General features: G+C 71.4%; 18 protein-coding genes and 1 pseudogene. 4 read left to right on the forward strand and 15 right to left on the reverse strand.

The features are described from left to right. Positions 1-156: 156 nt before the first annotated feature. Positions 157-3004 (reverse strand): annotated as a pseudogene (locus tag ACFYSH_RS05395) (putative bifunctional diguanylate cyclase/phosphodiesterase). A gap of 265 nt (positions 3005-3269) precedes the next feature. Beyond that, entirely contained in the window at positions 3270-4220 is a 951-nt protein-coding gene (locus ACFYSH_RS05400; protein ID WP_388750987.1) for a 2-hydroxyacid dehydrogenase, read from the reverse strand. 132 nt (positions 4221-4352) lie between these two features. Here ACFYSH_RS05400 and ACFYSH_RS05405 point away from each other — a divergent pair, with 132 nt between their 5' ends. Next, positions 4353-5309 (forward strand): aldo/keto reductase, encoded by a 957-nt coding sequence (locus tag ACFYSH_RS05405; RefSeq protein WP_359470097.1) that lies wholly within the window; start codon positions 4353-4355, stop codon positions 5307-5309. 122 nt (positions 5310-5431) lie between these two features. After that, complete coding sequence (locus ACFYSH_RS05410) at positions 5432-6613, forward strand: PQQ-dependent sugar dehydrogenase (RefSeq protein WP_388750989.1); 1182 nt, start codon at positions 5432-5434, stop codon at positions 6611-6613. A gap of 263 nt (positions 6614-6876) precedes the next feature. On the opposite strand, the gene ACFYSH_RS05415 is transcribed toward ACFYSH_RS05410, so the two are convergent. The 12 genes from ACFYSH_RS05415 to ACFYSH_RS05470 form a co-directional block, all read right to left on the reverse strand. Next, on the reverse strand, positions 6877-7377 hold the full coding sequence (locus ACFYSH_RS05415; RefSeq protein WP_388751258.1) for a hypothetical protein: 501 nt from the start codon (positions 7375-7377) through the stop codon (positions 6877-6879). A 213-nt stretch (positions 7378-7590) separates the two neighbouring features. Beyond that, positions 7591-8145 (reverse strand): GNAT family protein, encoded by a 555-nt coding sequence (locus ACFYSH_RS05420; RefSeq protein WP_359470049.1) that lies wholly within the window; start codon positions 8143-8145, stop codon positions 7591-7593. A gap of 227 nt (positions 8146-8372) precedes the next feature. Continuing rightward, the gene (locus tag ACFYSH_RS05425) at positions 8373-10484 is read right to left on the reverse strand and encodes a phosphocholine-specific phospholipase C (protein ID WP_388750991.1); all 2112 of its coding nucleotides are present in this window, start codon (positions 10482-10484) and stop codon (positions 8373-8375) included. 168 nt (positions 10485-10652) lie between these two features. Next, entirely contained in the window at positions 10653-12161 is a 1509-nt protein-coding gene (gatB, locus tag ACFYSH_RS05430; RefSeq protein WP_359470043.1) for an Asp-tRNA(Asn)/Glu-tRNA(Gln) amidotransferase subunit GatB, read from the reverse strand. Positions 12162-12177: 16 nt separating this feature from the next. Further along, entirely contained in the window at positions 12178-12420 is a 243-nt protein-coding gene (locus tag ACFYSH_RS05435; RefSeq protein WP_033298532.1) for a hypothetical protein, read from the reverse strand. Then, positions 12417-13919: an Asp-tRNA(Asn)/Glu-tRNA(Gln) amidotransferase subunit GatA gene (gene gatA / locus ACFYSH_RS05440; RefSeq protein WP_388750993.1), complete on the reverse strand. Its 1503-nt coding sequence runs from the start codon at positions 13917-13919 to the stop codon at positions 12417-12419. The genes ACFYSH_RS05435 and gatA overlap by 4 nt, the downstream gene beginning before the upstream one ends. A 6-nt stretch (positions 13920-13925) precedes the next feature. Next, positions 13926-14222: an Asp-tRNA(Asn)/Glu-tRNA(Gln) amidotransferase subunit GatC gene (gatC, locus tag ACFYSH_RS05445; protein WP_014153935.1), complete on the reverse strand. Its 297-nt coding sequence runs from the start codon at positions 14220-14222 to the stop codon at positions 13926-13928. Positions 14223-14433: 211 nt separating this feature from the next. Further along, a complete protein-coding gene (locus ACFYSH_RS05450) occupies positions 14434-16578 on the reverse strand; it encodes a bifunctional diguanylate cyclase/phosphodiesterase (RefSeq protein WP_359470038.1) in 2145 nt (714 codons plus the stop codon). A gap of 353 nt (positions 16579-16931) precedes the next feature. Further along, positions 16932-19127: an NAD-dependent DNA ligase LigA gene (gene ligA, locus ACFYSH_RS05455; protein WP_359470035.1), complete on the reverse strand. Its 2196-nt coding sequence runs from the start codon at positions 19125-19127 to the stop codon at positions 16932-16934. Between the two features lie 44 nt (positions 19128-19171). Then, positions 19172-20197, reverse strand: a complete 1026-nt coding sequence (locus ACFYSH_RS05460) for a methionine synthase (protein WP_359470032.1) — start codon at positions 20195-20197, stop codon at positions 19172-19174. A 33-nt stretch (positions 20198-20230) separates the two neighbouring features. Continuing rightward, complete coding sequence (locus ACFYSH_RS05465) at positions 20231-20920, reverse strand: SDR family oxidoreductase (protein ID WP_359470029.1); 690 nt, start codon at positions 20918-20920, stop codon at positions 20231-20233. A 15-nt stretch (positions 20921-20935) separates the two neighbouring features. Next, entirely contained in the window at positions 20936-21475 is a 540-nt protein-coding gene (locus tag ACFYSH_RS05470; protein ID WP_359470026.1) for a TIGR00730 family Rossman fold protein, read from the reverse strand. Positions 21476-21540: 65 nt separating this feature from the next. On the opposite strand from ACFYSH_RS05470, the gene ACFYSH_RS05475 reads away from it, so the two are divergent. Together ACFYSH_RS05475 and ACFYSH_RS05480 are read left to right on the forward strand one after the other, a co-directional pair. Beyond that, the gene (locus ACFYSH_RS05475) at positions 21541-21876 is read left to right on the forward strand and encodes a DUF427 domain-containing protein (protein WP_388750997.1); all 336 of its coding nucleotides are present in this window, start codon (positions 21541-21543) and stop codon (positions 21874-21876) included. A 61-nt stretch (positions 21877-21937) separates the two neighbouring features. Beyond that, on the forward strand, positions 21938-22738 hold the full coding sequence (locus tag ACFYSH_RS05480; RefSeq protein WP_359470019.1) for an alpha/beta hydrolase: 801 nt from the start codon (positions 21938-21940) through the stop codon (positions 22736-22738). A 58-nt stretch (positions 22739-22796) separates the two neighbouring features. On the opposite strand, the gene ACFYSH_RS05485 is transcribed toward ACFYSH_RS05480, so the two are convergent. Then, positions 22797-23093 carry a DUF3303 family protein gene (locus ACFYSH_RS05485; protein ID WP_359470016.1) on the reverse strand — a complete coding sequence of 99 codons (297 nt, stop codon included), beginning with the start codon at positions 23091-23093 and terminating at the stop codon, positions 22797-22799. Positions 23094-23259 lie beyond the last annotated feature (166 nt).

Consider the following 23259-nt stretch of genomic DNA (forward strand, 5'->3'; position numbering starts at 1 on the left):
AACAAAAAACCCCTCGTGCCGTGAGGCAAGCGAGGGGAGCGCGCCGGTGCGGTCTGCAGGGTGTCCATGAGTGACCCTGCTTCAGCCGACGCGCTTTCCAAGTACGAGAATTCGGGTGCGCATGGCATTGACCCTCTCTCCAGCACGCATTCGGTGTCAAGTGGGTGGGACGGGCGTCTCATCATGTGAGCGGCCCCTGGCGCGGGAGCGCTCCGCCCGCGCACACCGGCTGAGCGGCCGGGGCAAGGCCGGGGACGGGATATTCCCCCCGGATCAGGGTGTGCCGCAGGCGGTACTCGTCCAGCGGCCCGGCGAAGGCCATTCCCTGGGCGTGCGTGCATCCCATGGCGCGCAGCGCGCGCACCTGTTCGGGTACGTCCACCCCGTCGGCCACCGACTGCATACCGAGGTCCCCGGCGATGCGCAGCAGCCCACGGGTGATCTTGTGCAGCCTGGCCGACTCGACCACGCCCTCCACCAGGCACCGGTCCAGCTTCAGCACGTCGATGGGCAGCCGGCGCAGGGCGTTGAGCGCGGCGTACCCGCTGCCGAAGCCGTCGAGCGCGATGCGGATGCCGAGGCGGCGCAGCGCGACCAGCCGCTGCTCCAGCTCGTCGAAGGAGATCCGCGGGTCGCTGTCGGCCACTTCGATCATGAGGCCACCGGACGGCAGCCCGTGCCGGGTCAGGAGCGCTTCGACCGACCGCGGGGGCAGGGCCCGGTCCAGCAGCCGGGCGGCCGGCACACGCACGGAGACGGTGACCGGGTGCCCGGCCCTGAACCGGTCCGCGGCCTGCTCGACGGCCTCCTCCAGCAGCCAGGACCCGAGCTCGGCGGCACGGTCACTGTCCTCGGAGACGCGGAGGAACTCGGCCGGGGCGAACAGGATGCCCTGGGCCGAGCGCCAGCGGGCCTGGGCGGCGACGGCCGCGACCGTGCCGCTGGCCAGGTGGACGACGGGCTGGTGGAGCAGGGCGAATTCACCGTCACGCAGGGCGGTGCGCAGACGTGCCGCGAGCTCGGAGCGGCGCACGACGTCCGCCTGCATCTGGGGGGCGTAGAGCTCGACCCGGTCCTTGCCGTTCGCCTTCGCCCGGTACATGGCGAGGTCGGCGTTGCGCATGAGGCCCTTGGGCGTGATGGAGGGCTCGGCGAAGGCGACCCCGATGGAGGCGGCCACCCGGACCTCCGCGGTGCCGATCCGGTACGGCTGGGAGAGTCTGAGGCGCAGCCGGTCGGCGATCTCATGGACCTGGCACTCCCGGGCGGCCTGGTCACGGGTGCCGTCGCCGACGATGAGGGCGGCGAACTCGTCGCCTCCGAGGCGCGCGGCGGTGTCCGAGGTACGTACGGAGTCCTGGAGGCGGCGTGCGGCCTGGATGAGGAGCTCGTCGCCCGCCTGGTGGCCGATGGAGTCGTTGACCGCCTTGAAGCCGTCGAGGTCGATGAAGAGCACGGCCGTACCCGGATCGCCCGCCCGGCGGCCCCCGAGCGCCTGGCCGACCCGGGTGGTGAACAGTGCGCGGTTGGGCAGATCGGTGAGCGGGTCGTGTTCGGCGTTGTGCTGGAGCTGAGCCTGCAGCCTGACCCGCTCGGTGACATCGCGGCTGTTGAGCAGCAGCCCGCCTTGGTGGCGGTTGACGGTGGACTCGACGTGGAGCCAGTCGCCCGTGCCTGATCTGAAGCGGCACTCGATCCTGGTGGTGGGCTCGTCGCGGGACGGCGCGGCGAGGAAGCGCCGCAGCTCGTGGATCACCCCTCCGAGGTCGTCGGGGTGGATGATCGACGACAGCTCCGCCCCGACGAGGTCCTCGGCGTCGCGTCGGTAGACCCCGGCCGCCGCGGGGCTGACGTAGCGCAGCCTGCCGCTGGGCTCGGCGATCATGATGACGTCGCTGGAGCCCTGCACCAGGGAGCGGAAGTGGTTCTCCTTCTGGGCCAGTTCCTGGGTGAGCGCGATGTTGTCGAGAAGCATGATGGCCTGCCGGAGAACCAGGGCGAGACAGACCGCGCAGCCGGTCAGGACCACGACCTGGTCGACCCTGCGCCCTTCGACCACGTTGTACAGGATGCCGAGGGTGCAGACCGCCGCGGCCAGATAGGGCGTGAGCGCGGCGAGGGAACCGGCGATCGGACGGCTCGTGGCCCGCGGCGCCGGGCAGTGGGCCTCGACAGCGTTGTCCTGTCCGTGACGGGCCACCCAGGGGGCGTACGCGAGGAGCAGGAATCCGGCGAACCATCCGGCGTCCAGCAGATGGCCCGACCGGTACACCGAGCGCAGCAGCGGGGTGGTGAAGAGGGCGTCGCACAGCACGATCAGGGCGAGGCCCGCGAGGGCGGTGTTGACCCCGGCGCGGTTCAGGCCGATCCGCCGGAAGCGCAGCGCGAGGACCATCGAGACCAGCACGATGTCGAGCAGTGGGTAGGCCAGCGAGAGCGCCGCCAGAGCCACGTTCGCCCCCGCGGCGTTCGCGAGGTGGGCGGTGTGGGCCAACGCGAGGCTCCAGGAGAGCGTCAGCAGGGATCCGCCGATCAGCCAGGCGTCCAGCACCACGCAGACCCATCCGGCCCGCGTGACGGGGCGCTTGGCCAGGACGAGCATCCCGACGACGACGGGCGGAGCGACGCAGAGGAACAAGAGGTCCGCGAGGGAGGGAGTGGGCATCTCACGCCGCAGCACCACCTCGTACCACCCCCAGACCGCGTTGCCTCCGGCGGACATGGCCAGGGAGAGCGAGAAGAGGAGCCATGCGAGCCTGAACGGGCCGCCGCTCGTGCGGGCGTGGAGGAAGAACGACACCGCAGCGATCAGGGCGGCGGCACCGAGGCCGAAGTCACCCATCAGCACGGCGGCTTCGGGTGACCCTCCCCAGCCGAAGGCTGCGCCCACCGCGTATCCGGCGCAGACCGCGGCCAGGACGAGCTGGGAGCGCAGCCCCCAGGTCCGCCCCGCCGTCCGCCCTACGGCCGGCTGCCGGCAGAGCAGGGCCCCGAGGGCGCTCACCGGAGAACTCCACCGGCGGGCCCCGGCGCCCTCACCGCCGGCCGCCCCTCCTGTCCGCCCCGCCGTGCCTGATCGTCTCTCCACTGGCCGAACATGCCGTCGCCCCCTCGCGTTCCGCTGCCTCCCCGGCGCCGCCCCTTCCACGACGCAGCCCTCTTGTGGACGATACACCAGAGCCGTCACTCAGTGCCATAAGTCCTCTACCCTCCGTGACGAGCTGGGGTGTTGCCGGGACGCAGTGCGCCGACTTCGCTCCGGAGCGTGGTCAGCCGGTGGTGAGCACCAGGTTGTCGACCGGCTCTCCCGCGGCGAACCGGGTGAGCTGCCCGGCCAGCAGCCGCTTGGCCCGGGGCAGGAACGCGGAGGTGCTGCCGCCGACATGAGGGGTGATCAGTGTGTGGGGAGCATGCCAGAGAGGATGGCCGGCGGGCAGAGGTTCGGGATCGGTCACGTCGAGCGCGGCGCGCAGTCGCCCGGACTCGAGTTCGGACAGCAGGGCCGCGGTGTCGACGACAGCACCCCGCGCGACGTTCACGAGCAGCGCGCCGTCCCGCATCGCGGCGAGGAACCCGGGGCCCACCAGCCCCTGGGTGGAAGGGTTCAGCGGAGTGGAGAGGATGACGACGTCCGCCTCGGGGAGCAGGGTGGGGAGCTCGTCGATCGCGTGTACGGGGCCGCGTGCGGTTGTCCGTGCGGAGCGCGCGACGCGTATCACCCGCGCGCACTCGAAGGGTTCGAGCCGGTCCTCGATGGCCGCGCCGATCGATCCGTAGCCGACCACGAGGACGGACTTGTCGGCGAGCGCCGGATAGAAGCCGGACCGCCACTCCTCCTCGTCCTGACCGTGCACGAAGCCGGGGAACCCCCGGAGCGAGGCGAGGACCAGGGCGAGGGCGAGCTCGGCGGTCGAGGCCTCGTGGACCCCCTTGGCGTTGCACACCCGCACTCCCGCGGGCAGCAGGCCGAGCCCCGGCTCCACGTGGTCGATGCCCGCGGAGAGGGTCTGTACGACCTGGACCGCCCGCATCTCCTCGAGCGGGCGGACGGCGACCTCCGGGCCCTTCATGTACGGAACGACATAGAACGCGCAGTCGGAGGGGTCCGCCGGGTAGTCCCGGCCACCGTCCCAGAGACGGTAGTTGAGACCCTCGGGAAGGCCGTCGATCTCTTCGGCGGGATACGGGAGCCATATGTCGGCAGCGGATGCAGAAGTCATGGTCAGGAGGCTATGCGAAGGGCACGGAACCGCAGAGGCTACTTTGGGGTCCTGGTGGGGCCCGTGATCACGGGGCCCGAGGGAGGGTTCGGGGAGTTGGAGCGCAGGACTATCGGGGCGGCGGCGCTTGCCGTGGGTGCGGTCGGACTGGGGTGCATGCCGATGAGCTGGGCCTACAGCACGTCGCAGCAGCGCGGTGACCGCTCGGTGCGGACCGTGCACGCCGCGCTGGACGCGGGCGTCCAACTGCTCGACACCGCCGACATGTACGGGCCCTTCACCAACGAGCTGCTCGTCGGACGGGCTCTCAAGGGCCGCCGGTCCGAAGCCTTCCTCTCCACCAAGTGCGGACTGCTGGTGGGCGATCAGCACATCGTGGCCAACGGGCGCCCCGGCTATGTGCGCCGGGCCTGTGACGCCTCGCTGCGACGGCTCCAGACGGATGTGATCGATCTGTACCAGCTGCACCGGGCTGATCCCGAGGTTCCGGTCGAGGAGACCTGGGGCGCGATGGCGGACCTGGTGACCGCGGGCAAGGTCCGGGCGCTCGGACTGTGCGCGGTGGGCGCCCGGGCGGGCCGCCGGCCGGGGGCGCGGATGCACGACGGGACCATCCGGCAGCTGGAGCGGATACAGCAGGTCTTCCCCGTCAGCGCGGTCGAGGCGGAACTCTCCGTATGGTCGCCCCAGGCGCTGCAGGATCTGCTGCCGTGGTGTGCGGCCCGTGGTGTGGGGGTGCTGGCGGCGATGCCGCTGGGCAACGGCTATCTCACGGGCACGCTCAAGCCGGGCCAGGGGTTCGAGCCGGACGATCCGCGGGCCAGGCACCCCCGCTTCACCGCCGAGATGATGGCGGCCAACCAGCCGGTGGTGGCGGGGCTGCGCAGGATCGCGGAGCGGCACGGCGCCACACCGGCGCAGGTGGCTCTGGCGTGGGTCCTGCGGCAGGGCCGCCATGTCGTGCCCGTGCCCGGGGCCAAACGGGAGGAGTGGGCCGTGGAGAACGCGGGGGCGGCGGGACTGACGCTCACGGACCGGGACATGGCGGAGATAGCCGGGCTGCCGCGGGCCCGCGGGTCGTGGGACTGATCCCGCGTGGCCGGCTGCGCGGGTCCGACTCCGTGGCGGGCCGATCGACGCAGACCGGGAACCCGGGGCGGAGCGGCGGTGTAAGAACAGTGAGTCGTTCGACCGTCGAAAGGATCGGTGCTGTGCAAACTCCCGTGCTGCGCAAGGGGGTGGTGGCCCTGCTCGCCTCGGCCTCCCTCCTGCTGTCCGCCTGCTCGTCCGACGACGGCCCGGCGGGGGGCGAGGACATCTCCTCGCCCCCGGCGAGCGCCCCGTCCTCTTCCCCGGCCCCGGCGAGCCCGTCGTCGGACCCGCCGCCGGCCAAGGGATCGGTCGAGGTGGTGAAGACGCTGACGGACGGCCTCGCGTCCCCCTGGGGCCTCGCGGCGCTGCCCGGGGGCGACCTGCTGGTCGCCTCACGTGACGAGGCGACGGTCACCCGGGTCGACGGGGAGAGCGGCAAGAAGACCCTGCTGGGCTCGGTGCCGGGGGCCGCACCGGCGGGTGAGGGTGGTCTCCTCGGCCTCGCCGTCGCCCCGACGTACGGTGCGGACCATCTGATCTACGCGTACGTCACCACCGAGTCGGACAACCGCATCGTCCGCCTCCAGTACGACGAGAAGAAGCCCGCGGGGCGGCAACTGGGGGCCCCGGACACCATTCTGCGAGGTATCCCGAAGGGCTCCGTCCACAACGGCGGGCGGATCGCGTTCGGCCCCGACCGCATGCTGTACGCGGGCACGGGCGAGACGGGCGACACGGGTCTGGCCCAGGACGAGTCGTCCCCCGCGGGAAAGATCCTGCGGATGACGCCCGACGGCGAACCGGTGCACGGCAACCCCGAGGGCGACTCCCTGGTCTACTCGTACGGGCACCGCAATGTGCAGGGACTGGCCTGGGACAGCGGGAAACGGCTCTGGGCGGCGGAATTCGGCCAGGACACCTGGGACGAGCTGAACCTGATCCAGCCGGGCGAGAACTACGGCTGGCCCGATGCCGAGGGCAAGGAAGGGCAGTCCGGGTTCGTCGACCCGGTCGCCCAGTGGAAGACCTCCGAGGCGTCGCCCAGCGGGATCGCGTACGCCGGGGGATCGATCTGGATGGCGGGGCTGCGGGGCGAGCGGCTCTGGAGGATCCCGCTGTCGGGCAAGGCGGACGGGCAACCGTCGGCCGACCCCCAGGCGTTCCTGGAGGGGAAGTACGGCCGACTGCGCACGGTGCTCGCCGCGGGTGGCGACAAGCTGTGGCTGGTCACGAGCAACACGGACGGCCGCGCCACCCCGAAGTCGGGCGACGACCGGATCCTGCTGCTGAAGGTGCGGTAGCCGGGGGCTGCGGTGCCCGGCCGGCTCCCACCCCACCGTGCGGAGCCTGGAGCGGTGCACCGGGCGGCGCGGCGCGGCGGGCGGGTACCGCCTTAGGGACGGTGGTGGCGTACGACGGTGGGGGCACGGCTCGTTGCCGTGCCTCCACCGTCGTACGCCGGGGTTCTCCGCAACTCGGGCGGGTGCCGCGTGTCCGCGGGGGCCTCAGGCCCGGGTGACGGATGCCTGGGACCGGCCGGTCCCAGCCGTCTGCCGTCGAGGCCTCAGCCCGCGGCCGGTGCTGTGGGCAGGGCGACGAAGAGGTCGAGGTACATGCCGACGGCGATCAGTACTCCGAGCACCCCCAGCGAGATGCCCGCCACGGCGACGGAGCGGACCCAGCCGGCCTGGGGACGGAGAGAGGGAGTGCCGAAGGAGGGCCGGACCAGGACGAAGACGCCGACGAGCAGCGCGAGCAGCGCGAAGACGCCGTTGACGAGGGCCGTGCTGTGCCAGGCGTCGCCGTAGATCTCGGAGATCTGCTGGGCGGCGCTGCCGCCGCCGGAGGAGGTCTCGATCTGGCCGAGCAGCGTCTCGCGCTCAGCGGCGACGCGGCCGGTCCACGCGCCGGAGAGCGAGACGACGCCGAGCCCGGCGGCCACGACGGAAGCCGCTCCGGTTCCGACGCCGGCGGCCGCGACGGCCTCGGCCTCGTCGTAGGGATCGGGCTCCAGGTCCGTCTCCAGGCCGTCCTCCGCGGCTGCGTCGGTCGCGGCCACGTCCATCGCGGTCACGTCCGACGCGGTCACGCCCGGGGCGGCGTCGGCCGGAACGGCTTCCTCCGCGGGGCTCGTCCTCTGTGTCGCGTCCGGCTCGGTGGCGGTCCCGTCGGCCGCCTTCTTCTCCTCGGTGTCGTCAGTGGTCGCAGTGGTGGGGGGAGGTCTTCATGCGCCGCACGCTAGGGGCCCTCCATGAGAACCTCCTTAACACTGCGCTCCTCAGCCCTTCCCGTTGCGCCATTCGGGGGCCAGGACGGCCCAGATCTCCCCGTCGTGACGCTTGCCGCGGTACGGATATGCCTCACGCAGCACACCCTCACGGGTCATGCCGAGCCGCTCGGCCACGGCGACACTGCGGGTGTTGGCGGAGGACGCGATCCACTCCACCCGGTGCATGCCCCGTACGCCGACGGCCCAGTCGATCAGTTTCCGTGACGCCCGCGTCACGAGGCCCCGGCCCTCCGCGGCGGCCTCCAGCCAGCAGCCGATCTCGCAGTTACCGGCCTCCGCCTCGAATATCCGGAACAGGACGCCGCCGACCAGCGTGCCGTCCAGCCAGATGCCGTAGAGCCGGCCGGTGTCGGCCGCCTGCTTGTCGGCGTAGCGCTGGAGCAGAGCCCGCGCGGAGGTGAGGTCCGTGGCGGCCGCGGCGAAGGGGATCCAGGGGTCGACCAGGGCCCTCGCCCGGTCCATGTGGGCCAGGAACTCCTCCGCCTGCCAGGGCTCGAGCGGGCGCAGCTCCGCACCGTCGTCCCCCAGTGACACCGTGAACACAGTGGTTCCCCTCGTCGTCGTGACATCTCGGTGGAGGCGCCGCGCGACGGTCCGGACGCCGTCGTCGGGTGCGCTCCCCGGGATCTTCGCACGTGCTGCGGTACGGCCCGGCGCCCCGACGCCGATGCGCGGGAGCGGCCGGGCGGGCAGCCGCCGGGCGGGCGCCCCGCGCGGGCACGTCAGCGGGCGACCAGCCCGCCACCGCCGCCTCCCGGCCGCCTCGCCCGTCAGCCGGAGAAGCTCGCCCTGCCGTTCTCTATGTGGCCCATCAGCCGGCGCCGGAAGGAGCCGGCTTCGTCCGCCGTCACCTCGAGGTCGTACCAGCCGTGGGCGTCGGCCGCCGAATGCACGACCGTGCGGCTGCGCCCCGGTTTGACCTTGACCGTCCGGGTCCAGTTCCGCAGGTCGTCCTCGTCGACGTATCCGAGTGGACGCACGGTGTAGGTGAGCGTCCGCCTGCCGTCGTTGCGCAGCGTCAGATGCAGGTCCCGCTCGTGGGCGTCGATGCGGGAGGAGATTTCCGCGGCACCGTCGGACGCTCCTTCGAACTCCCGTCGGAAGCCGTTCGGACCGGTGACCGTGAAGCGGTAGGCGTCACCGGTCAACGGCACCGTCCACCGCGCCGTGCCCCTGACGTCCCGGTGCTGCGGAGCGGCGAACTCCCGGGCGTACGGGTAGAGAGTGAAGTGCGCGGAGGACGTGCCGGTGTTGCTGAGGTCCAGCCGCAGCCCGCCGTCCACGTGCCTCGCCTGCGCGTCGGGCTGGTAGGGCAGGGGCCGGGCCGGGCGGACGCCCGTCTCCTGGACGGGCATGTGCTGGACGGCCGGCGGCTCGGGCCGCCAGCGTCCGCCGAACGGCGGGATCGCCGCGGGGTGCTCCGCCCGGGGCTGCCGCCGCGCACGGGTGAAGTCGAACGCCGAGGTGAGGTCGCCGGTGACCTGGCGCCGCCAGTCACCGATGTTGGGTTCCTTCACGCCCGTCCAGCGCTCCAGGAGGCGGATCACGGACGTGTGGTCGAAGACCTCGGAGCAGACGTATCCGCCGACCGACCACGGGGAGACGACGAGCAGCGGGACCCGCACACCGAGCCCGGTGGGCCTGCCCTCCCAGTGCTCATCGGCCACCTCCGCCGGGGCCACCGGCGGCGGCACGTGGTCGAAGAATCCGTCGTTCTCGTCGTAGTTGATGAGGACGACGGTGCGCCGCCACACATCGGGGTGCTTGCCGAGCGCGTCCAGGATTTTGTAGACGATCGTCGCGCTGTGCACCGGCGAGGAGACGCTCGGGTGCTCGGAGTCCACCGCCGACGGGACCAGGTAGGAGACCTCGGGCAGCGTCCCGGCCGCCACGTCCTTGGCGAACTCGTCGGCGAGCGTGCCCGTCTCGACCCGGCGCAGCCCCCGCTCGAACAGACTGCGCTCGGCCGCCGTCAGGGCGGCGACGCCCTCGTCCAGCAGGCCCAGCAGCCGCTCCCGCTCGGCGGCCCCGTCCGCGTCGCGCACGGTGGCGTAGAAGGACTCCATGTAGGTGTGGCCGTCGGTCTTCGCGAGGGCCTTGCGGGCGATGGCCTTGAAGGTGGTGAAGAACTCGATCTGGTTGTCGGTGAAGTTCTCCCACTCGGTGTACGTCTTCCAGCTCCGCCCGGCCTTCTCGAGCCGCTCGGCGTACGTGCCCCAGTCGTAACCGGGGTGGGTGGCCTCGTCGTACGCGTCGTTGCCGACGGCCCGCTCGCCGTTCGGCTCGTCGCCCGTCTTCCCGCTCCACAGGTGGTTGCGGTTCGGGCTGGTGGAGGTGTGGATCGAGGAGTGGTAGGCGTCGCAGACCGTGAAGGTGTCGGCGAGTTCGTAGTGCAGCGGGATGTCGCCGCGGTCGTAGTACGCCATGGTCGCGGCCGTCTTCGCGGTGACCCAGCCGTTCATCCATCCGCCGGCCCATGCCCTGGCGCCGCCGCTCCATGAGTGGTCGAGGTCACCGATGTACTGCAGGTCCTTCTTCTGCGCCCTTGCGGCCTCGCGCACGGAAAACGGCAGCACGCTCGCGCCCAGCGGCCCCGGCTGTTCGAAGACGGGCCGGCCGGAGGGAAGTTCGATCGCGTTGCGGTCACCGAAGCCGCGCACTCCGCGCAGCGTCCCGAAGTAATGATCGAAGGAACGGTTCTCCTGCATCAGGATCACCACGTGCTCGACGGCGTCCAGCCCCGCACCTCCGGACCGCCCGGCCGCGGGCTGTGCGGCCATCGCCGCCTGGAGCGACGGGGGCAGGAAGGACCCCGCCGCAGCGGCGCCGAGGGCACCGCCCCCGAGCGCGAAGAGCCGCCGCCGTGACATGTCCGTGGTCAAGTGAGCCTCCCGGTTCCGTATCTACGGCTGGAAGCTAGTCACCCCGGGTGGCGACGGGAAGACCGCCGTACGGACTGGCGGTGAACGTCCTCCAGGCTGTCGCGGTACACGGAGAAGGGGCGGCGCACCCGGTCGCCGGGTGCACCGCCCCTCAGGGCGTGCCGGGGGTCAGCCCTCGACGCCGAGCTTCTCCAGGATCAGCTCACGCACGCGCGCCGCGTCCGCCTGGCCGCGGGTGGCCTTCATGACCGCGCCGACGAGCGCACCGGCGGCGGCGACCTTGCCGCCGCGGATCTTGTCGGCGATCGCCGCGTTGCCCGCGATGGCCTCGTCGACGGCCGTGCCCAGCGCACCCTCGTCGGAGACGACCTTCAGGCCGCGCTTCTCGACGACGGTGTCCGGGTCGCCCTCGCCCGCGAGGACGCCCTCGAGGACCTGGCGCGCCAGCTTGTCGTTGAGGTCACCGGAGGCGACCAGCTCGGCCACCCGGGCGACCTGCGCCGGGGTGACCGGCAGCTCGTCCAGGCTGCGGCCGGTCTCGTTGGCGTTACGGGCGAGCTCGCCCATCCACCACTTGCGGGCCTGGTCGGAGGGGGCGCCCTCGTCCGTCGTGGCGACGATCAGGTCGACCGCGCCCGCGTTGAGGATGGACTGCATGTCGTGCTCGTTGACACCCCACTCCTCCTTCAGCCGCTTACGGCGCAGCCGGGGCAGCTCTGGAAGTCCCTTGCGGAGCTCCTCGACCCAGTCGCGGGAAGGGGCGACCGGCACCAGGTCCGGCTCGGGGAAGTAGCGGTAGTCCTCGGCGTTGTCCTTGATGCGGCCGGCCGTGGTGGAGCCGTCCTCCTCGTGGAAGTGCCGGGTCTCCTGCACGATCGTCCCGCCGGAGTTCAGCACCGCGGCGTGACGCTGGATCTCGAAGCGGGCGGCACGCTCGACGGAACGCAGCGAGTTGACGTTCTTCGTCTCGGAGCGCGTGCCGAACTTCTCGGTGCCGTGGGGGCGCAGCGACAGGTTGACGTCGCAGCGCATCTGGCCCATCTCCATCCGGGCCTCCGAGACACCGAGCGCCTTGATGAGCTCACGGAGCTCGGCGACGTACGCCTTGGCGACCTCGGGGGCGCGTGCGCCGGCGCCCTCGATCGGCTTGGTGACGATCTCGATGAGGGGGATGCCCGCGCGGTTGTAGTCGAGCAGCGAGTGGGAGGCGCCGTGGATGCGGCCGGTGGCGCCGCCGACGTGCGTCGACTTGCCGGTGTCCTCCTCCATGTGGGCGCGCTCGATCTGCACGCGGAAGATCTCGCCGTCCTCCAGCTGGACGTCCAGATAGCCGTCGAAGGCGATCGGTTCGTCGTACTGGGAGGTCTGGAAGTTCTTCGGCATGTCCGGATAGAAGTAGTTCTTCCGGGCGAAGCGGCACCACTCGGCGATCTCGCAGTTCAGCGCGAGACCGATCTTGATGGCGGACTCGACGCCGATCTCGTTGACGACCGGGAGCGCGCCCGGCAGTCCGAGGCAGACCGGGCAGGTCTGCGAGTTGGCGTCCTGCTTGAGCTCGGTGGAGCACCCGCAGAACATCTTGGTCTTGGTGCCGAGCTCCACATGGACCTCGAGGCCCATGACGGGGTCGTACGTCGCGAGGGCATCCTCGTACGACTCCAGGTCGATGACAGTCACGATGAAACTTTCCCTCTCAGCCCAGCAGGACGTCGTCGTCGCCGAGACGCTTGAGCTCGCGGTAGAGGATCGCGAGTCCGGTCACGATCGCGGCGGCGGATACGGCGGCGTCGGCCAGCCGCAGCATGTCGTTGTCCTGGCGGGCCATCCTCGCCTGCTTGACGACGCTCAGGGCGCCGAAGGCGGTGGTGCCCAGGGACACGTACACACCGGACTTGGACTTCTTGAAGTTCTTGGCCTTCTTAGCCATTGCGCTCATAGTGACGGAGCCTCCTCAAGCAGCGGGTGCCCCCACTTTTCCACGAATGCGGCCTCGACGGCTGCTCCGACCTTGTACAGCCGGTCGTCCTTCATGGCGGGGGCGATGATCTGCAGCCCGACCGGCAGGCCGTCCTCCGGGGCCAGGCCGCACGGAAGCGACATGGCGGAGTTGCCGGCGAGGTTGGTCGGAATGGTGCACAGGTCCGCGAGGTACATCGCCATCGGGTCGTCGGCGCGCTCGCCGATCGGGAAGGCGGTGGTGGGCGTCGTCGGCGAGACGATGACGTCCACCTGCTCAAACGCCTTCTCGAAGTCCTGGGTGATGAGGGTGCGGACCTTCTGCGCCGAGCCGTAGTACGCGTCGTAGTAGCCGGAGCTGAGCGCGTACGTACCGAGGATGATGCGGCGCTTGACCTCGTCGCCGAACCCGGCCTCACGGGTGAGCGCGGTGACGTCCTCGGCGGAGCGCGTGCCGTCGTCGCCGACCCGCAGGCCGTAACGCATGGCGTCGAAGCGCGCCAGGTTCGAGGAGCACTCGGACGGCGCGATCAGGTAGTACGCCGACAGCGCGAGGTCGAAGGACGGGCAGTCCAGCTCGACGACCGTGGCGCCGAGCGACTTCAGCAGCTCGACCGACTCGTTGAACCGCTGGACGACACCGGCCTGGTAGCCCTCGCCCGCGAACTGCTTGACCACACCGACGCGCATGCCCTGCACGGAGCCGTTGCGTGCGGCCTCGACGACCGGCGGGACCGGCGCGTCGATGGACGTCGAGTCGAGCGGGTCGTGTCCGCCGATGACCTCGTGCAGCAGGGCCGCGTCCAGGACCGTGCGGGCGCAGGGGCCGCCCTGGTCGAGGGAGGACGAGAAGGCGACCATGCCGTAGCGGGAGACGCCGCCGTAGGTGGGCTTGACGCCCACGGTGCCGGTGACCGCGGCGGGCTGGCGGATGGAGCCGCCGGTGTCCGTGCCGATGGCGAGCGGCGCCTCGAAGGAGGCCAGCGCGGCGGAGGAGCCGCCGCCGGAGCCGCCCGGGATACGGGTGAGGTCCCAGGGGTTGCCGGTGGGGCCGTAGGCGCTGTTCTCGGTGGAGGACCCCATGGCGAACTCGTCCATGTTGGTCTTGCCGAGGATGACGACGTCGGCCGCCTTCAGCTTCTTGGTGAGGGTCGCGTCGTACGGCGGGACCCAGCCCTCGAGGATCTTCGAACCGACCGTGGTCGGCATGTCCCGCGTGGTGAAGATGTCCTTGAGCGCGAGCGGGACGCCGGCCAGCGGGCCGAGCTTCTCGCCCGCCTCGCGCTTGGCGTCGACGGCGCGGGCCTGCGCGAGCGCGCCCTCGCGGTCGATGTGCAGGAAGGCGTGGACCTTCTCGTCGATGGCGTCGATCCGGGCCAGGTGCGCCTCGGTGACCTCGACGGCCGTCAGTTCGCCGGAGGCGATCTTCGCGGCGATCTGGGCCGCGGTGAGCTTGATGATGGTGCTGATGTCCGTCATGCGCTGTTAGTCCTCCCCCAGGATCTGCGGCACCTTGAAACGCTGCTGCTCCTGGGCCGGGGCGCCGGAGAGCGCCTGCTCGGGGGTGAGCGACGGACGGACCTCGTCCGCGCGCATGACGTTGGTCAGCGGCAGCGGGTGGGAGGTCGGCGGTACGTCTTGGTCGGCGACCTCGGAGACGCGGGCGACCGCGCCGATGATGTCGTCGAGCTGACCGGCGAAGTGCTCGAGCTCTTCGCCCTTCAGCTCCAGACGCGCCAGCCGGGCGAGGTGGGCGACCTCCTCGCGCGTGATGCCAGGCATGCAGCGATCCTCAAGGGTTGGTGTGTGGTTCTGGCCGGGGGCCGGCCACACATTTCCGCCGTCCGTCCGAAGGACGCGGCAGGTGGAAATGTGCCGCCGGCCCCCAATCCTATGGGGTCGCCGGACACCTCTGCGGCGAGCGGATCGAGCCCGGCCGCCGATTGAGGACAAAACGGCCGCCAGGTGGCCTTCGCCCGCACCTGCCCACGCCTCAGGCCGTGGCGGTGCCGGGGTTCAGCGCACGACCCGCGGGCCTGGGCGCCGCCTCGGGCGCCACCGCGGGCGCGGCCGCGGGCTCGCGCTCCGCGGGCCGTCGCCAACCGTGCTCGCCGCGCGCCCTCAGCCACGCCGTCGTCTCCTGCGGTGGCATCGCGGCGGCGACGAGCCACCCCTGCACAGCATCGCAGTGCAGGTCCCGCAGCCGCTCCCAGGTCTCGTCGTCCTCGACGCCCTCGGCGACGACGATCAGTCCGAGCGAGTGGGCCAGGTCGATGGTGCAGCGGACGATCTCGGCGTCCTCGTGGTCCACGGCCAGCCGCGCCACGAACGACCGGTCGATCTTGAGTTCGCTGACGGGCAGCTTCCGGAGATGGACGAGGGAGGAGTAGCCCGTGCCGAAGTCGTCGAGGGACATCTTCACCCCGTGCCCGGTCAGTCCCGCCAGGGTGTCGGCGGCGCGCTGCGGGTCCTCCAGCAGGACGTGCTCGGTTATCTCCAGTTGCAGTGCGCCGGCCGGGACGCCGTGCCGGGCGAGGCGCGCGGCGACACTGCCGGCGAAGCCGGGCGTGTGGACGTCGCGCGGCGAGACGTTGACGGCGACGGGAACGAACAGCCCCTGCGCCCGCCACCGGGCCACCTGGGCCAGCGCGGTCTCCAGCACGTACTCGGTGAGGTGGGGCATCAGTCCGGAGGACTCCGCTATCGCGATGAACTCGTCCGGGGGTACCCGTCCACGCTCCGGATGCACCCAGCGCACCAGCGCTTCGAGACCTGCCACCTGGCCGTCGAACCGGACCTTGGGCTGATAGTGGAGCTCCACCTCGCGGGCGTCCAGGGCGCGGCGGAGATCGCCCAGCAGACCGAGCCGGTCCGGGGTGTTGCTGTCCCGCTTGGACTCGTAGACCTCCACCCCCGTGCGGTCCCGCTTGGCCTGGTACATGGCCACGTCGGCCCGTCTGAGCAGCCCTTCGGCGTCCAGCGCGTGGTCGGGGTGGACGGCGACCCCCGCGCTCGCCTCCAGGACCAGGGTGAGGCCGTCGAGGTCGAGGGGCGAGGAGAGCTCGGCGACCAGCTGACGGGCGATGCGCTGGGCGCTGGTGGCCGAGTCCGCGGTCGGCAGCAGCACGGCGAACTCGTCACCGCCGAGCCGCGCGGCCTCCGCACCGCGCGGCAGGGCGAGCCGCAGCCGCTCGGCGATCTGCAGCAGGAGCCGGTCCCCTGCGAGATGACCGAGGGTGTCGTTGACGGCCCGGAAGCGGTCGAGGTCGATGAGGACGAGCGCCGACCTGGTGCCCGTGCCGCCGGCCTCCTCCAGCGCCGTCCACGTCCTCTCCAGCAGCCACTGACGGTTCGGCAGGCCGGTGAGCGGATCCCTCAGCTGCTCCTCGGCGCGTGCGCGGGCGATCCAGAGCGTGGAGTCCAGGGCGATCAGCGGGACGGCGAAGAGCGGCAGCAGTACGGGCTTGGCGGAGGCCACCACGCAGATCAGCGGGGCGATGCCGAGCAGGGCGACCGCGACGAGGCCCTGGCGCAGCAGTGCGGTGCGCGCGATCGTGGGCGGCCCGCCGCTCTGGGACGCCCTGGCGTACCAGAGGAGGAAGCGGGTGACGAGGAGATACGTGCCGGCGGCGAGCAGCACCTCCGGTACGGCGCCGAAGCCCCAGTCCAGCGGACGCCAGGGCGTCTCGACGCTCGGCACCTCGCCGAAGGCCGACAGCACGAGCGCGGCCGCCCCGATGCCGAGCATGTCCACCGCACCGTGCAGCACTCCCTGCCACCACCGGTGGCGTCTGGCCGTACCGACGAGGACCACGACGACGAGGCTGACCAGCCCGGCGGCCACCCAGCCGTAGAGCAGCAGGACGGAGAGGGTGAGGGCGGCGCCGGAACCGGTACCGCCCCACCAACGGTCGCGCCCGAGGGCGACCAGGTGGCCCACGATGATCCCGGTGAGTAAGGCGAGCGACCAGCCCGCGGTGCCGGCCGGGAAGAGCGCGTGGCCGTCGTGGACCGTCCGGTAGAAGCCGGTCGCGAGCTGCACCGCGGCGACCGCCACGACGACGGCGCCCACCTTGGACGTGAGGCCCACGAAACCTTGCAGCCGTGACACCGGTGCGGCGCTCTCGGTCGGTTTCATTCCGTCCCTCTCACAGCCGGCGGTGCCGATGTCCCATGGTGGCCCCCGCTTCCGTGCCACCACGACCCGAAAACCACCACGCGGCCGGGCACGGCAGGTGCTCGTCCCACAGTAGGCCGACGAGGGCCTCCACGGGCAGCGCTCTGCAGCTCTTGCCCGAACGCGGCCCTGACACCCCTCACCGTCCGAACCGTGCGGACGATCTCACCTGTCCGGCACCGGCCGAACGGGTGATGCGGGTGGGGCGGACCGGGTCTCCCGGCCCCCTTGCCGTCCGCCCCGTCCGCTTACTTCCCTCCTCGCTCATGACCACGCGTCACGACCGTCTCGATCGCGTCTCTGTCGGGCGTCGATCACGCGTCGGCGGGGACGGCGGCCTCACGGGCCGCGTCCGGCCCCTGCTCGAGGAGCACGGCGAAGCCCTCCTCGTCGAGGACGGGCACCTTCAGCTGCATCGCCTTGTCGTACTTCGACCCCGGATTGTCGCCCACCACGACGAAGGAGGTCTTCTTCGACACCGATCCGGTGACCTTCGCCCCACGGCTCTGGAGCGCGTCCTTGGCGCCGTCCCTGGTGTGTGCGGTCAGCGTGCCGGTGACCACGACGGTGAGCCCCTCCAACGGCCGCGGACCCTCGTCCTCACCCGCGCCCTCGTCCTCCATCCGGACCCCGGCCTCCCGCCACTTGCGCAGGATCTCGCGGTGCCAGTCCTCGGCGAACCACTGCTTGACCGATGCGGCGATGATGGGCCCCACCCCGTCGGCCGCGGCCAGCTCCTCCTCGGACGCCTCGTCGATCCGGTCGACGGACCGGAACTGCCGGGCCAGCTCGACGGCCGCCACCGGTCCCACATGCCGGATCGAAAGGCCGGTGAGGATCCGGGCGAGCGGGGCCTGTCTGGCCGCCGCGATGCCCTCCAGCATGCCGAGGGCGTTCTTCTTCGGCTCGCCCTGCTGATTGGCGAAGACCGTGGCGATCTTCTCCTCCCCCGTCCTCGGGTCCCGCTTGGGCAGTCCGCTGTCCGCGTCCAGGACGTACGCCCGGATCGGCAGCAGCTGCTCGACCGTCAGGCCGAAGAGGTCTCCCTCGTCCAGCAGCGGTGGCTCGGCGGGCTCCAGCGGCTTGGTCAGGGCCGCGGCGGCCACGTAGCCGAAGTGGTCGATGTCCAGGCACTTGCGGCCGGCGAGATAGGCCAGGCGCTCCCGCAACTGGGCGGGGCAGGAGCGGGCGTTCGGACAGCGGAGGTCGATGTCGGCCTCCTTCATGGGACGCAGCGCCGTCCCGCACTCGGGACACTCGGACGGCATGACGAACTCCCGCTCACTGCCGTCACGCAGGTCGACGACCGGGCCGAGGATCTCCGGGATGACGTCGCCCGCCTTGCGGAGCACCACCGTGTCTCCGATGAGGACGCCCTTGGCCTTCACCACGTTCTGGTTGTGCAGGGTGGCGAATTCGACCTCGGATCCCGCCACCTCGACCGGTTCGACCTGGGCGTACGGCGTGACCCGTCCGGTGCGTCCGACGCCGACCCGGATGTTGACCAGCTTGGTGTTGACCTCCTGCGGCGCGTACTTCCAGGCGATCGCCCAGCGCGGCGCGCGCGAGGTGGAGCCCAGCCTGCCCTGGAGCGGGATCTCGTCGAGCTTGATGACGACACCGTCGATCTCGTGCTCGACGGACTGGCGGTTCTCACCGAAGTAGGCGATGAACTCCCGCACCTCGTCGAGGGATTCGACCACCTTGTTGTGCTTGGCGGTCGGCAGGCCCCATTCCCTCAGCAGGTCGTACGCCTCGGAGAGCCGTTCGATGTCGAGGCCTTCCCGGGCGCCGATGCCGTGCACCACCATGTGGAGCGGGCGGGTCGCGGTGACCTTCGGGTCCTTCTGCCGCAGGGATCCGGCCGCCGCGTTGCGCGGGTTGGCGAACGGCTTGTCGCCGGCCTCGACGAGCCGGGCGTTGAGCCCCTCGAAGGCCTCCATGGGGAAGAAGACCTCGCCGCGGATCTCGACGAGCGCGGGGACGCGGTCACCCTTGAGGCGGAGCGGGATCTCGGCGATCGTGCGGACGTTGGGGGTGATGTCCTCCCCCGTACGCCCGTCGCCCCGGGTCGCCGCCCGGGTCAGCCTGCCGTGCTCGTAGGTGAGGTTGACGGCGAGGCCGTCCACCTTGAGCTCGCACAGGAAGTGGTACCCGCCCCTGCCCACGTCCTTGGCCACGCGCTCGGCCCAGGCAGCGAGCTCCAGGTCGTCGAAGGCGTTGTCCAGGGACAGCAGGCGCTCGCGGTGCTCGACGGAGGTGAAGTCCGTGGTGTAGGGGCCCGCGACCTTCTGGGTCGGTGAGTCCGGGGTGCGCAGCTCGGGGTGCTCGTCCTCGATGGCCTCCAGCGCGCGCATCTGCCGGTCGAACTCGGCGTCGTCGATGACGGGCTGGTCCTTCACGTAATACCGGAAGCGGTGCTCCTCGATCTGCTCGGCGAGAAGTGCGTGCTGTTCCTGCACCTCCGTCGGCACACCGGTCAGCTGCTGCGCCTGCTCTTCGCCGGCCATCGACTGTTCCTCCGTTGCCCCGTTGAGACCTCTATGACGACCCGTTACTCAGGGTTGTCCGCGAGCGACCTCGCGGCCCGGGCGCAGTGGGCGAGCGCGGCGCGCGCGTACGCGGGCGACGCCCCCGCCAGCCCGCAGGTCGGGGTGATCACGACGGACTCGCTCAGAGTCCCCGGATTCAGCCCCAGCCTGCTCCACAACGTCCTGACCTCGTTGACGCTACCGCCCGGGTCCGACAATGCGGTCGAGGCGGCGTCGAGTCCGGGAACCACGCCGAGGAAGAGCTGCGTGCCGCCTTCGACGGCTTCCCCGATCGCCTCCTCCTCACGCTCGGTCAGCAGGGAGAAGTCGAAGGAGACCGCGCCCGCCCCGGCGCGGCGCAGCAGCGCGAAGGGCACCTCGGGGGCGCACGAGTGGACGACCGTCGGGCCCGTGCCGTTGACCGCGAGCAGCTCGCGCAGGGTTCCTTCGACGGTCTGGCGGTCCACGGCACGGTAGGTGCGGTAGCCGCTCGCCGACCGGACCCGGCCCAGCAGTACGGCGGTCAGGGAAGGTTCGTCGAGCTGGAGCACCACCTCGGCGCCGGGGACCCTGCGCCGCACCTCGGCGAGGTGCGAGCGCAGTCCCTCGGCCAGCGAGCCGGCGAGATCGCGGCAGGCACCCGGATCGCCGAGCATGGCCTCGCCGCCCCGCAGCTCCAGGCCCGCCGCGAGGGTCCAGGGTCCGACGGCCTGGACCTTGAGCAGTCCCTCGTACCCCTGGGTGAACTCCTCCAGCGCGTCGAGGTCCTCGCCGAGCCAGGACCGGGCCCGGCGGGTGTCGCGGCCGGGGCGGTCACTGATCCGCCAGCCGCTGGGCTCGACATGTCCGTACATCTCGACGAGCAGTCCGACCGTCCGCCCGATCATGTCCGCCCCGGGGCCGCGTGCCGGCAGCTCCGCCAGGTGGGGCATGCCCTGGCCGTCGGCGAAGGACCCGGTGACGGTTTTCGCCGCCTCCCGGGCGTCTCCTCCCGGCATGGACCCGATCCCGGTGGCCGCACTCGCGCTGAACCCGCTCTTCTCGCTCACGCGGAAAGCCTACGGGCCCGGTGGTTCGGATTCTCAGCGGCCGGGGCGGACCGTCAGGTCGTTGATCTCGGCGTCCCGCGGGAGGTCGAGCCCCAGCAGGATCGTGGTGGCCACGGACTCCGGGTCGATCCAGCGGGAGGCGTCGTACTCCTTGCCCTCCTGCTGGTGGACCTTGGCCTGCATGGGGCTGGCGGTGCGGCCCGGGTAGACGGAGGTGACCCGGACCCCGTTGCCGTGCTCCTCGTGGCGCAGCGAGTCGGCGAGCGCCTTGAGCCCGTGCTTGCTCGCGGCGTACGCGCCCCATTCGGCATGGGCGGCGAGCCCGGCGCCGGAGTTCACGAAGACGACGTGGCCCTGGGCGACGCGCAGCTGCGGCAGCAGCAGGCGTGTCAGCTCGGCCGGGGCGACGAGGTTGGCGTTGAGCTGGAAGTGCCAGGCCTTGGGGGTGAGGTCGCCGATCCTGCCGAGCTCGACGACGCCCGCGACGTGCAGCAGCGAGTCGAGGCGTTCGGGCATCGGCTGGTGCCCGAACGCCCAGGAGAGGCGGTCGGGGTTGCCGAGGTCGCCGACGAGTGTGCGGGCCCCGGGATGCAGCGCGGCCAGTTCCTTGGCACGCCCCGCGTCCCGGGCCAGCAGCACGAGTTCGTCGCCGCGCTCCAGGAGGCGGCGGGCGACGGCCGCGCCGATGCCGGAACCGGCGCCGGTGATGAGATGAGTAGGCATGGCCTCATGCTCGCATCACTGCAGGCCGGCCGACTCCTCCAGGTAGGCCAGCGCCCCGACGCCGTCCTTGGCGAAGAAGACCAGATCGGTGAGCGGGACAGGCAGGAAGCCCTCGTCCTCCATGCGCTGGAACTGCTGGCGCAGGCCGTCGTAGAACCCGGCGGTGTTGAGCAGGACGACGGGCTTGGTGTGCTTGCCGTGCTTCTTCAGCTCCAGGATCTCCGTCGCCTCGTCGAGCGTCCCCGTCCCGCCGACCATGATCACGACGGCGTCGGACTTCTCCAGGAGCAGCGCCTTGCGCTCGGCCAGGTCCCCGGCGATCACCATCTCGTCGGCGTTCGTCCGCGCCTTGGCCGCCAGGAAGTCCACCGACACCCCGACCAGCCGCCCGCCGGACTCCTGCACGCCGTCGGCGACGACCTTCATCAGCCCGCTCTCCGACCCGCCCCAGACCAGGGTGTGGCCGCCCCGGCCCAGCAGTTCGGCGAACTCACGGGCGGGCACGGTGTAGCGGTCGTCGAGGTCGGCGGCGGAGAGAAAGACACAGATCTTCATACGGATACGGTACGGCGGGCCCCGAGGGCGGGAAGAAACCGGCCGCTGCCGCGGCTGAACCCTGTATGACCTCCCTCACAGGACACACGATCACCGTCGAACCCGCTGCCGTACACGTGCGCGCGGTGCACGACGGGCAGGTGCTCGCGGAGAGCCGCCGCCCCCTGGTGCTGCGCGAGACGGGCTGTCCGGACCGGTACTACCTGCCGCCCGAGGACGTCCGTACCGGCCTGCTGACGGCCTCGGACACCCGTACGCACTGCCCCTTCAAGGGAGACGCTTCCTACTGGTCGCTGCCCGGTGCGGCGGACCTCGTCTGGGCCTATGCGGAGCCCGAGGAGCGGGTCGCCGCGATCAAGGATCACTTCTGCTTCTACGCCACGGAGGTCGTCCCCGACTGACCGTCACAAAAGATTTCCGCGGCGGCGATGAGTTCCGTGCGGCACGGCAGTCCACCTTCACATGGACAAGACTCTCTCCCGTGACGGCACGTCGATCGCGTACCGCCGCCGCGGCGACGGGCCGCCGGTGATCCTGGTCGGCGGCGCCCTGAGCACCGCGGCCGACGAGGCACCGCTGGCCGCTCTGCTGGCCCCGCGCCTCACGGTCGTCACGTACGACCGCCGGGGCCGCGGGGCGAGCGGTGACGGCGGTCCGTACAGCCCTCGCCGTGAGATCGAGGACCTGGCGGCGGTCGTGGCCGCGGCGGGAGAACGCGTCTCGCTGTTCGGCATGCTGTCGGGCGGTGCGCTGGCCGTCGAGGCGACGGCCGCGGGGCTGCCCGTGGACCTCCTGGCGGTCTACGAGCCGCCGTACACTCCGGGTCCCGACGGCCTCCTGTACAAGTCCCGCTGTACGGAGCGGCTCCGCCGGCTGCTGGCGGACGGTGACAGGGGCGGCGCCGTCGAGCTGTATCTGTCCCGTACCGGGGTCCCGCGGGAGACGGTCGTCCGCATGCGCCGGGCTCCGCTGTGGCCCGGCCTGGAGGCGGTGGGCCACACCCTCGCGTACGACGACGCCCTGCTGGGCGACGGTTCGCTCCCCGTCGGCCGGCTCGCGTCGATCACCGCGCGCACCCTTGTGGTGACCGGCGGCTCCAGCACGCCAGAGGCGCACGAGGCGACCCTCGCCCTCGCCGCCGCGATCCCCCGGGCCAGGCACCGCACCCTGACCGGCCAGACCCGCGAACTGGCACCGCACGCGATCGCGCCGGTGCTGGCGGAGTTCTTCACCAGGAACGTGTCCTTGCGCTGGGCGTCCTGAGACCACCCCGCGCGGTCACGCCCGTACAGGGGTCGGACGTGACCGCGCGAGGTCACGTTCAGGATGACGCGTATCGCTCCAGACCCGTGCGTACGTCCTCGGCGGTCATCACCGGGAACATCTCGACCCTGGCGCCGAGCTGCGCGAAGAACGGCTCGGAGATGCTCGGGAGCTGAGAAGGGTCCTCCAGGTCGATGACGACGAAAGCGGTACGCACTCCACCGTGCGGCCCGAAGTAGGCGGCTTCCGGCCGCAGCCGCTCCAGCATCGACCGCATGAACTGCGCCATCTCGTTGTTCTCGATCATCTGGCTGGACTTCTGCGTGTCCATGTGGATCACCAGCATCGTTCTCATGGGTGCCTCTTCCCTCTCGACGACCAGCCGCTTCAGTGTGGGAGCGGTGTGACCGGGGCGCACCCGGGCCACGCCGTTCGAGGAACGCGGGGCTTCCGTCAGGGCTTGATATGCGCACCGACCGGGAGAAGACTCGGATGAGGGGGCGAGAGCGCGGAGCGGACAC

Origin of the sequence: Streptomyces sp. NPDC005791, from assembly GCF_042871485.1 — a bacterium.
Taxonomy (GTDB): Bacteria; Actinomycetota; Actinomycetes; order Streptomycetales; family Streptomycetaceae; genus Streptomyces.

Coding starts and splice junctions, on each gene's coding strand:
- ACFYSH_RS05415 (WP_388751258.1), bottom strand. CDS start 7,377: ATGGACGTGGCCGCGACCGACGCAGCCGCGGAGGACGGCCTGGAGACG.
- ACFYSH_RS05465 (WP_359470029.1), bottom strand. CDS start 20,920: ATGCCTACTCATCTCATCACCGGCGCCGGTTCCGGCATCGGCGCGGCC.
- ACFYSH_RS05475 (WP_388750997.1), top strand. CDS start 21,541: ATGACCTCCCTCACAGGACACACGATCACCGTCGAACCCGCTGCCGTA.
- ACFYSH_RS05400 (WP_388750987.1), bottom strand. CDS start 4,220: ATGACTTCTGCATCCGCTGCCGACATATGGCTCCCGTATCCCGCCGAA.
- ACFYSH_RS05480 (WP_359470019.1), top strand. CDS start 21,938: ATGGACAAGACTCTCTCCCGTGACGGCACGTCGATCGCGTACCGCCGC.
- ACFYSH_RS05450 (WP_359470038.1), bottom strand. CDS start 16,578: ATGAAACCGACCGAGAGCGCCGCACCGGTGTCACGGCTGCAAGGTTTC.
- ligA (WP_359470035.1), bottom strand. CDS start 19,127: ATGGCCGGCGAAGAGCAGGCGCAGCAGCTGACCGGTGTGCCGACGGAG.
- ACFYSH_RS05470 (WP_359470026.1), bottom strand. CDS start 21,475: ATGAAGATCTGTGTCTTTCTCTCCGCCGCCGACCTCGACGACCGCTAC.
- ACFYSH_RS05435 (WP_033298532.1), bottom strand. CDS start 12,420: ATGAGCGCAATGGCTAAGAAGGCCAAGAACTTCAAGAAGTCCAAGTCC.
- gatA (WP_388750993.1), bottom strand. CDS start 13,919: ATGACGGACATCAGCACCATCATCAAGCTCACCGCGGCCCAGATCGCC.
- gatC (WP_014153935.1), bottom strand. CDS start 14,222: ATGCCTGGCATCACGCGCGAGGAGGTCGCCCACCTCGCCCGGCTGGCG.
- ACFYSH_RS05485 (WP_359470016.1), bottom strand. CDS start 23,093: ATGAGAACGATGCTGGTGATCCACATGGACACGCAGAAGTCCAGCCAG.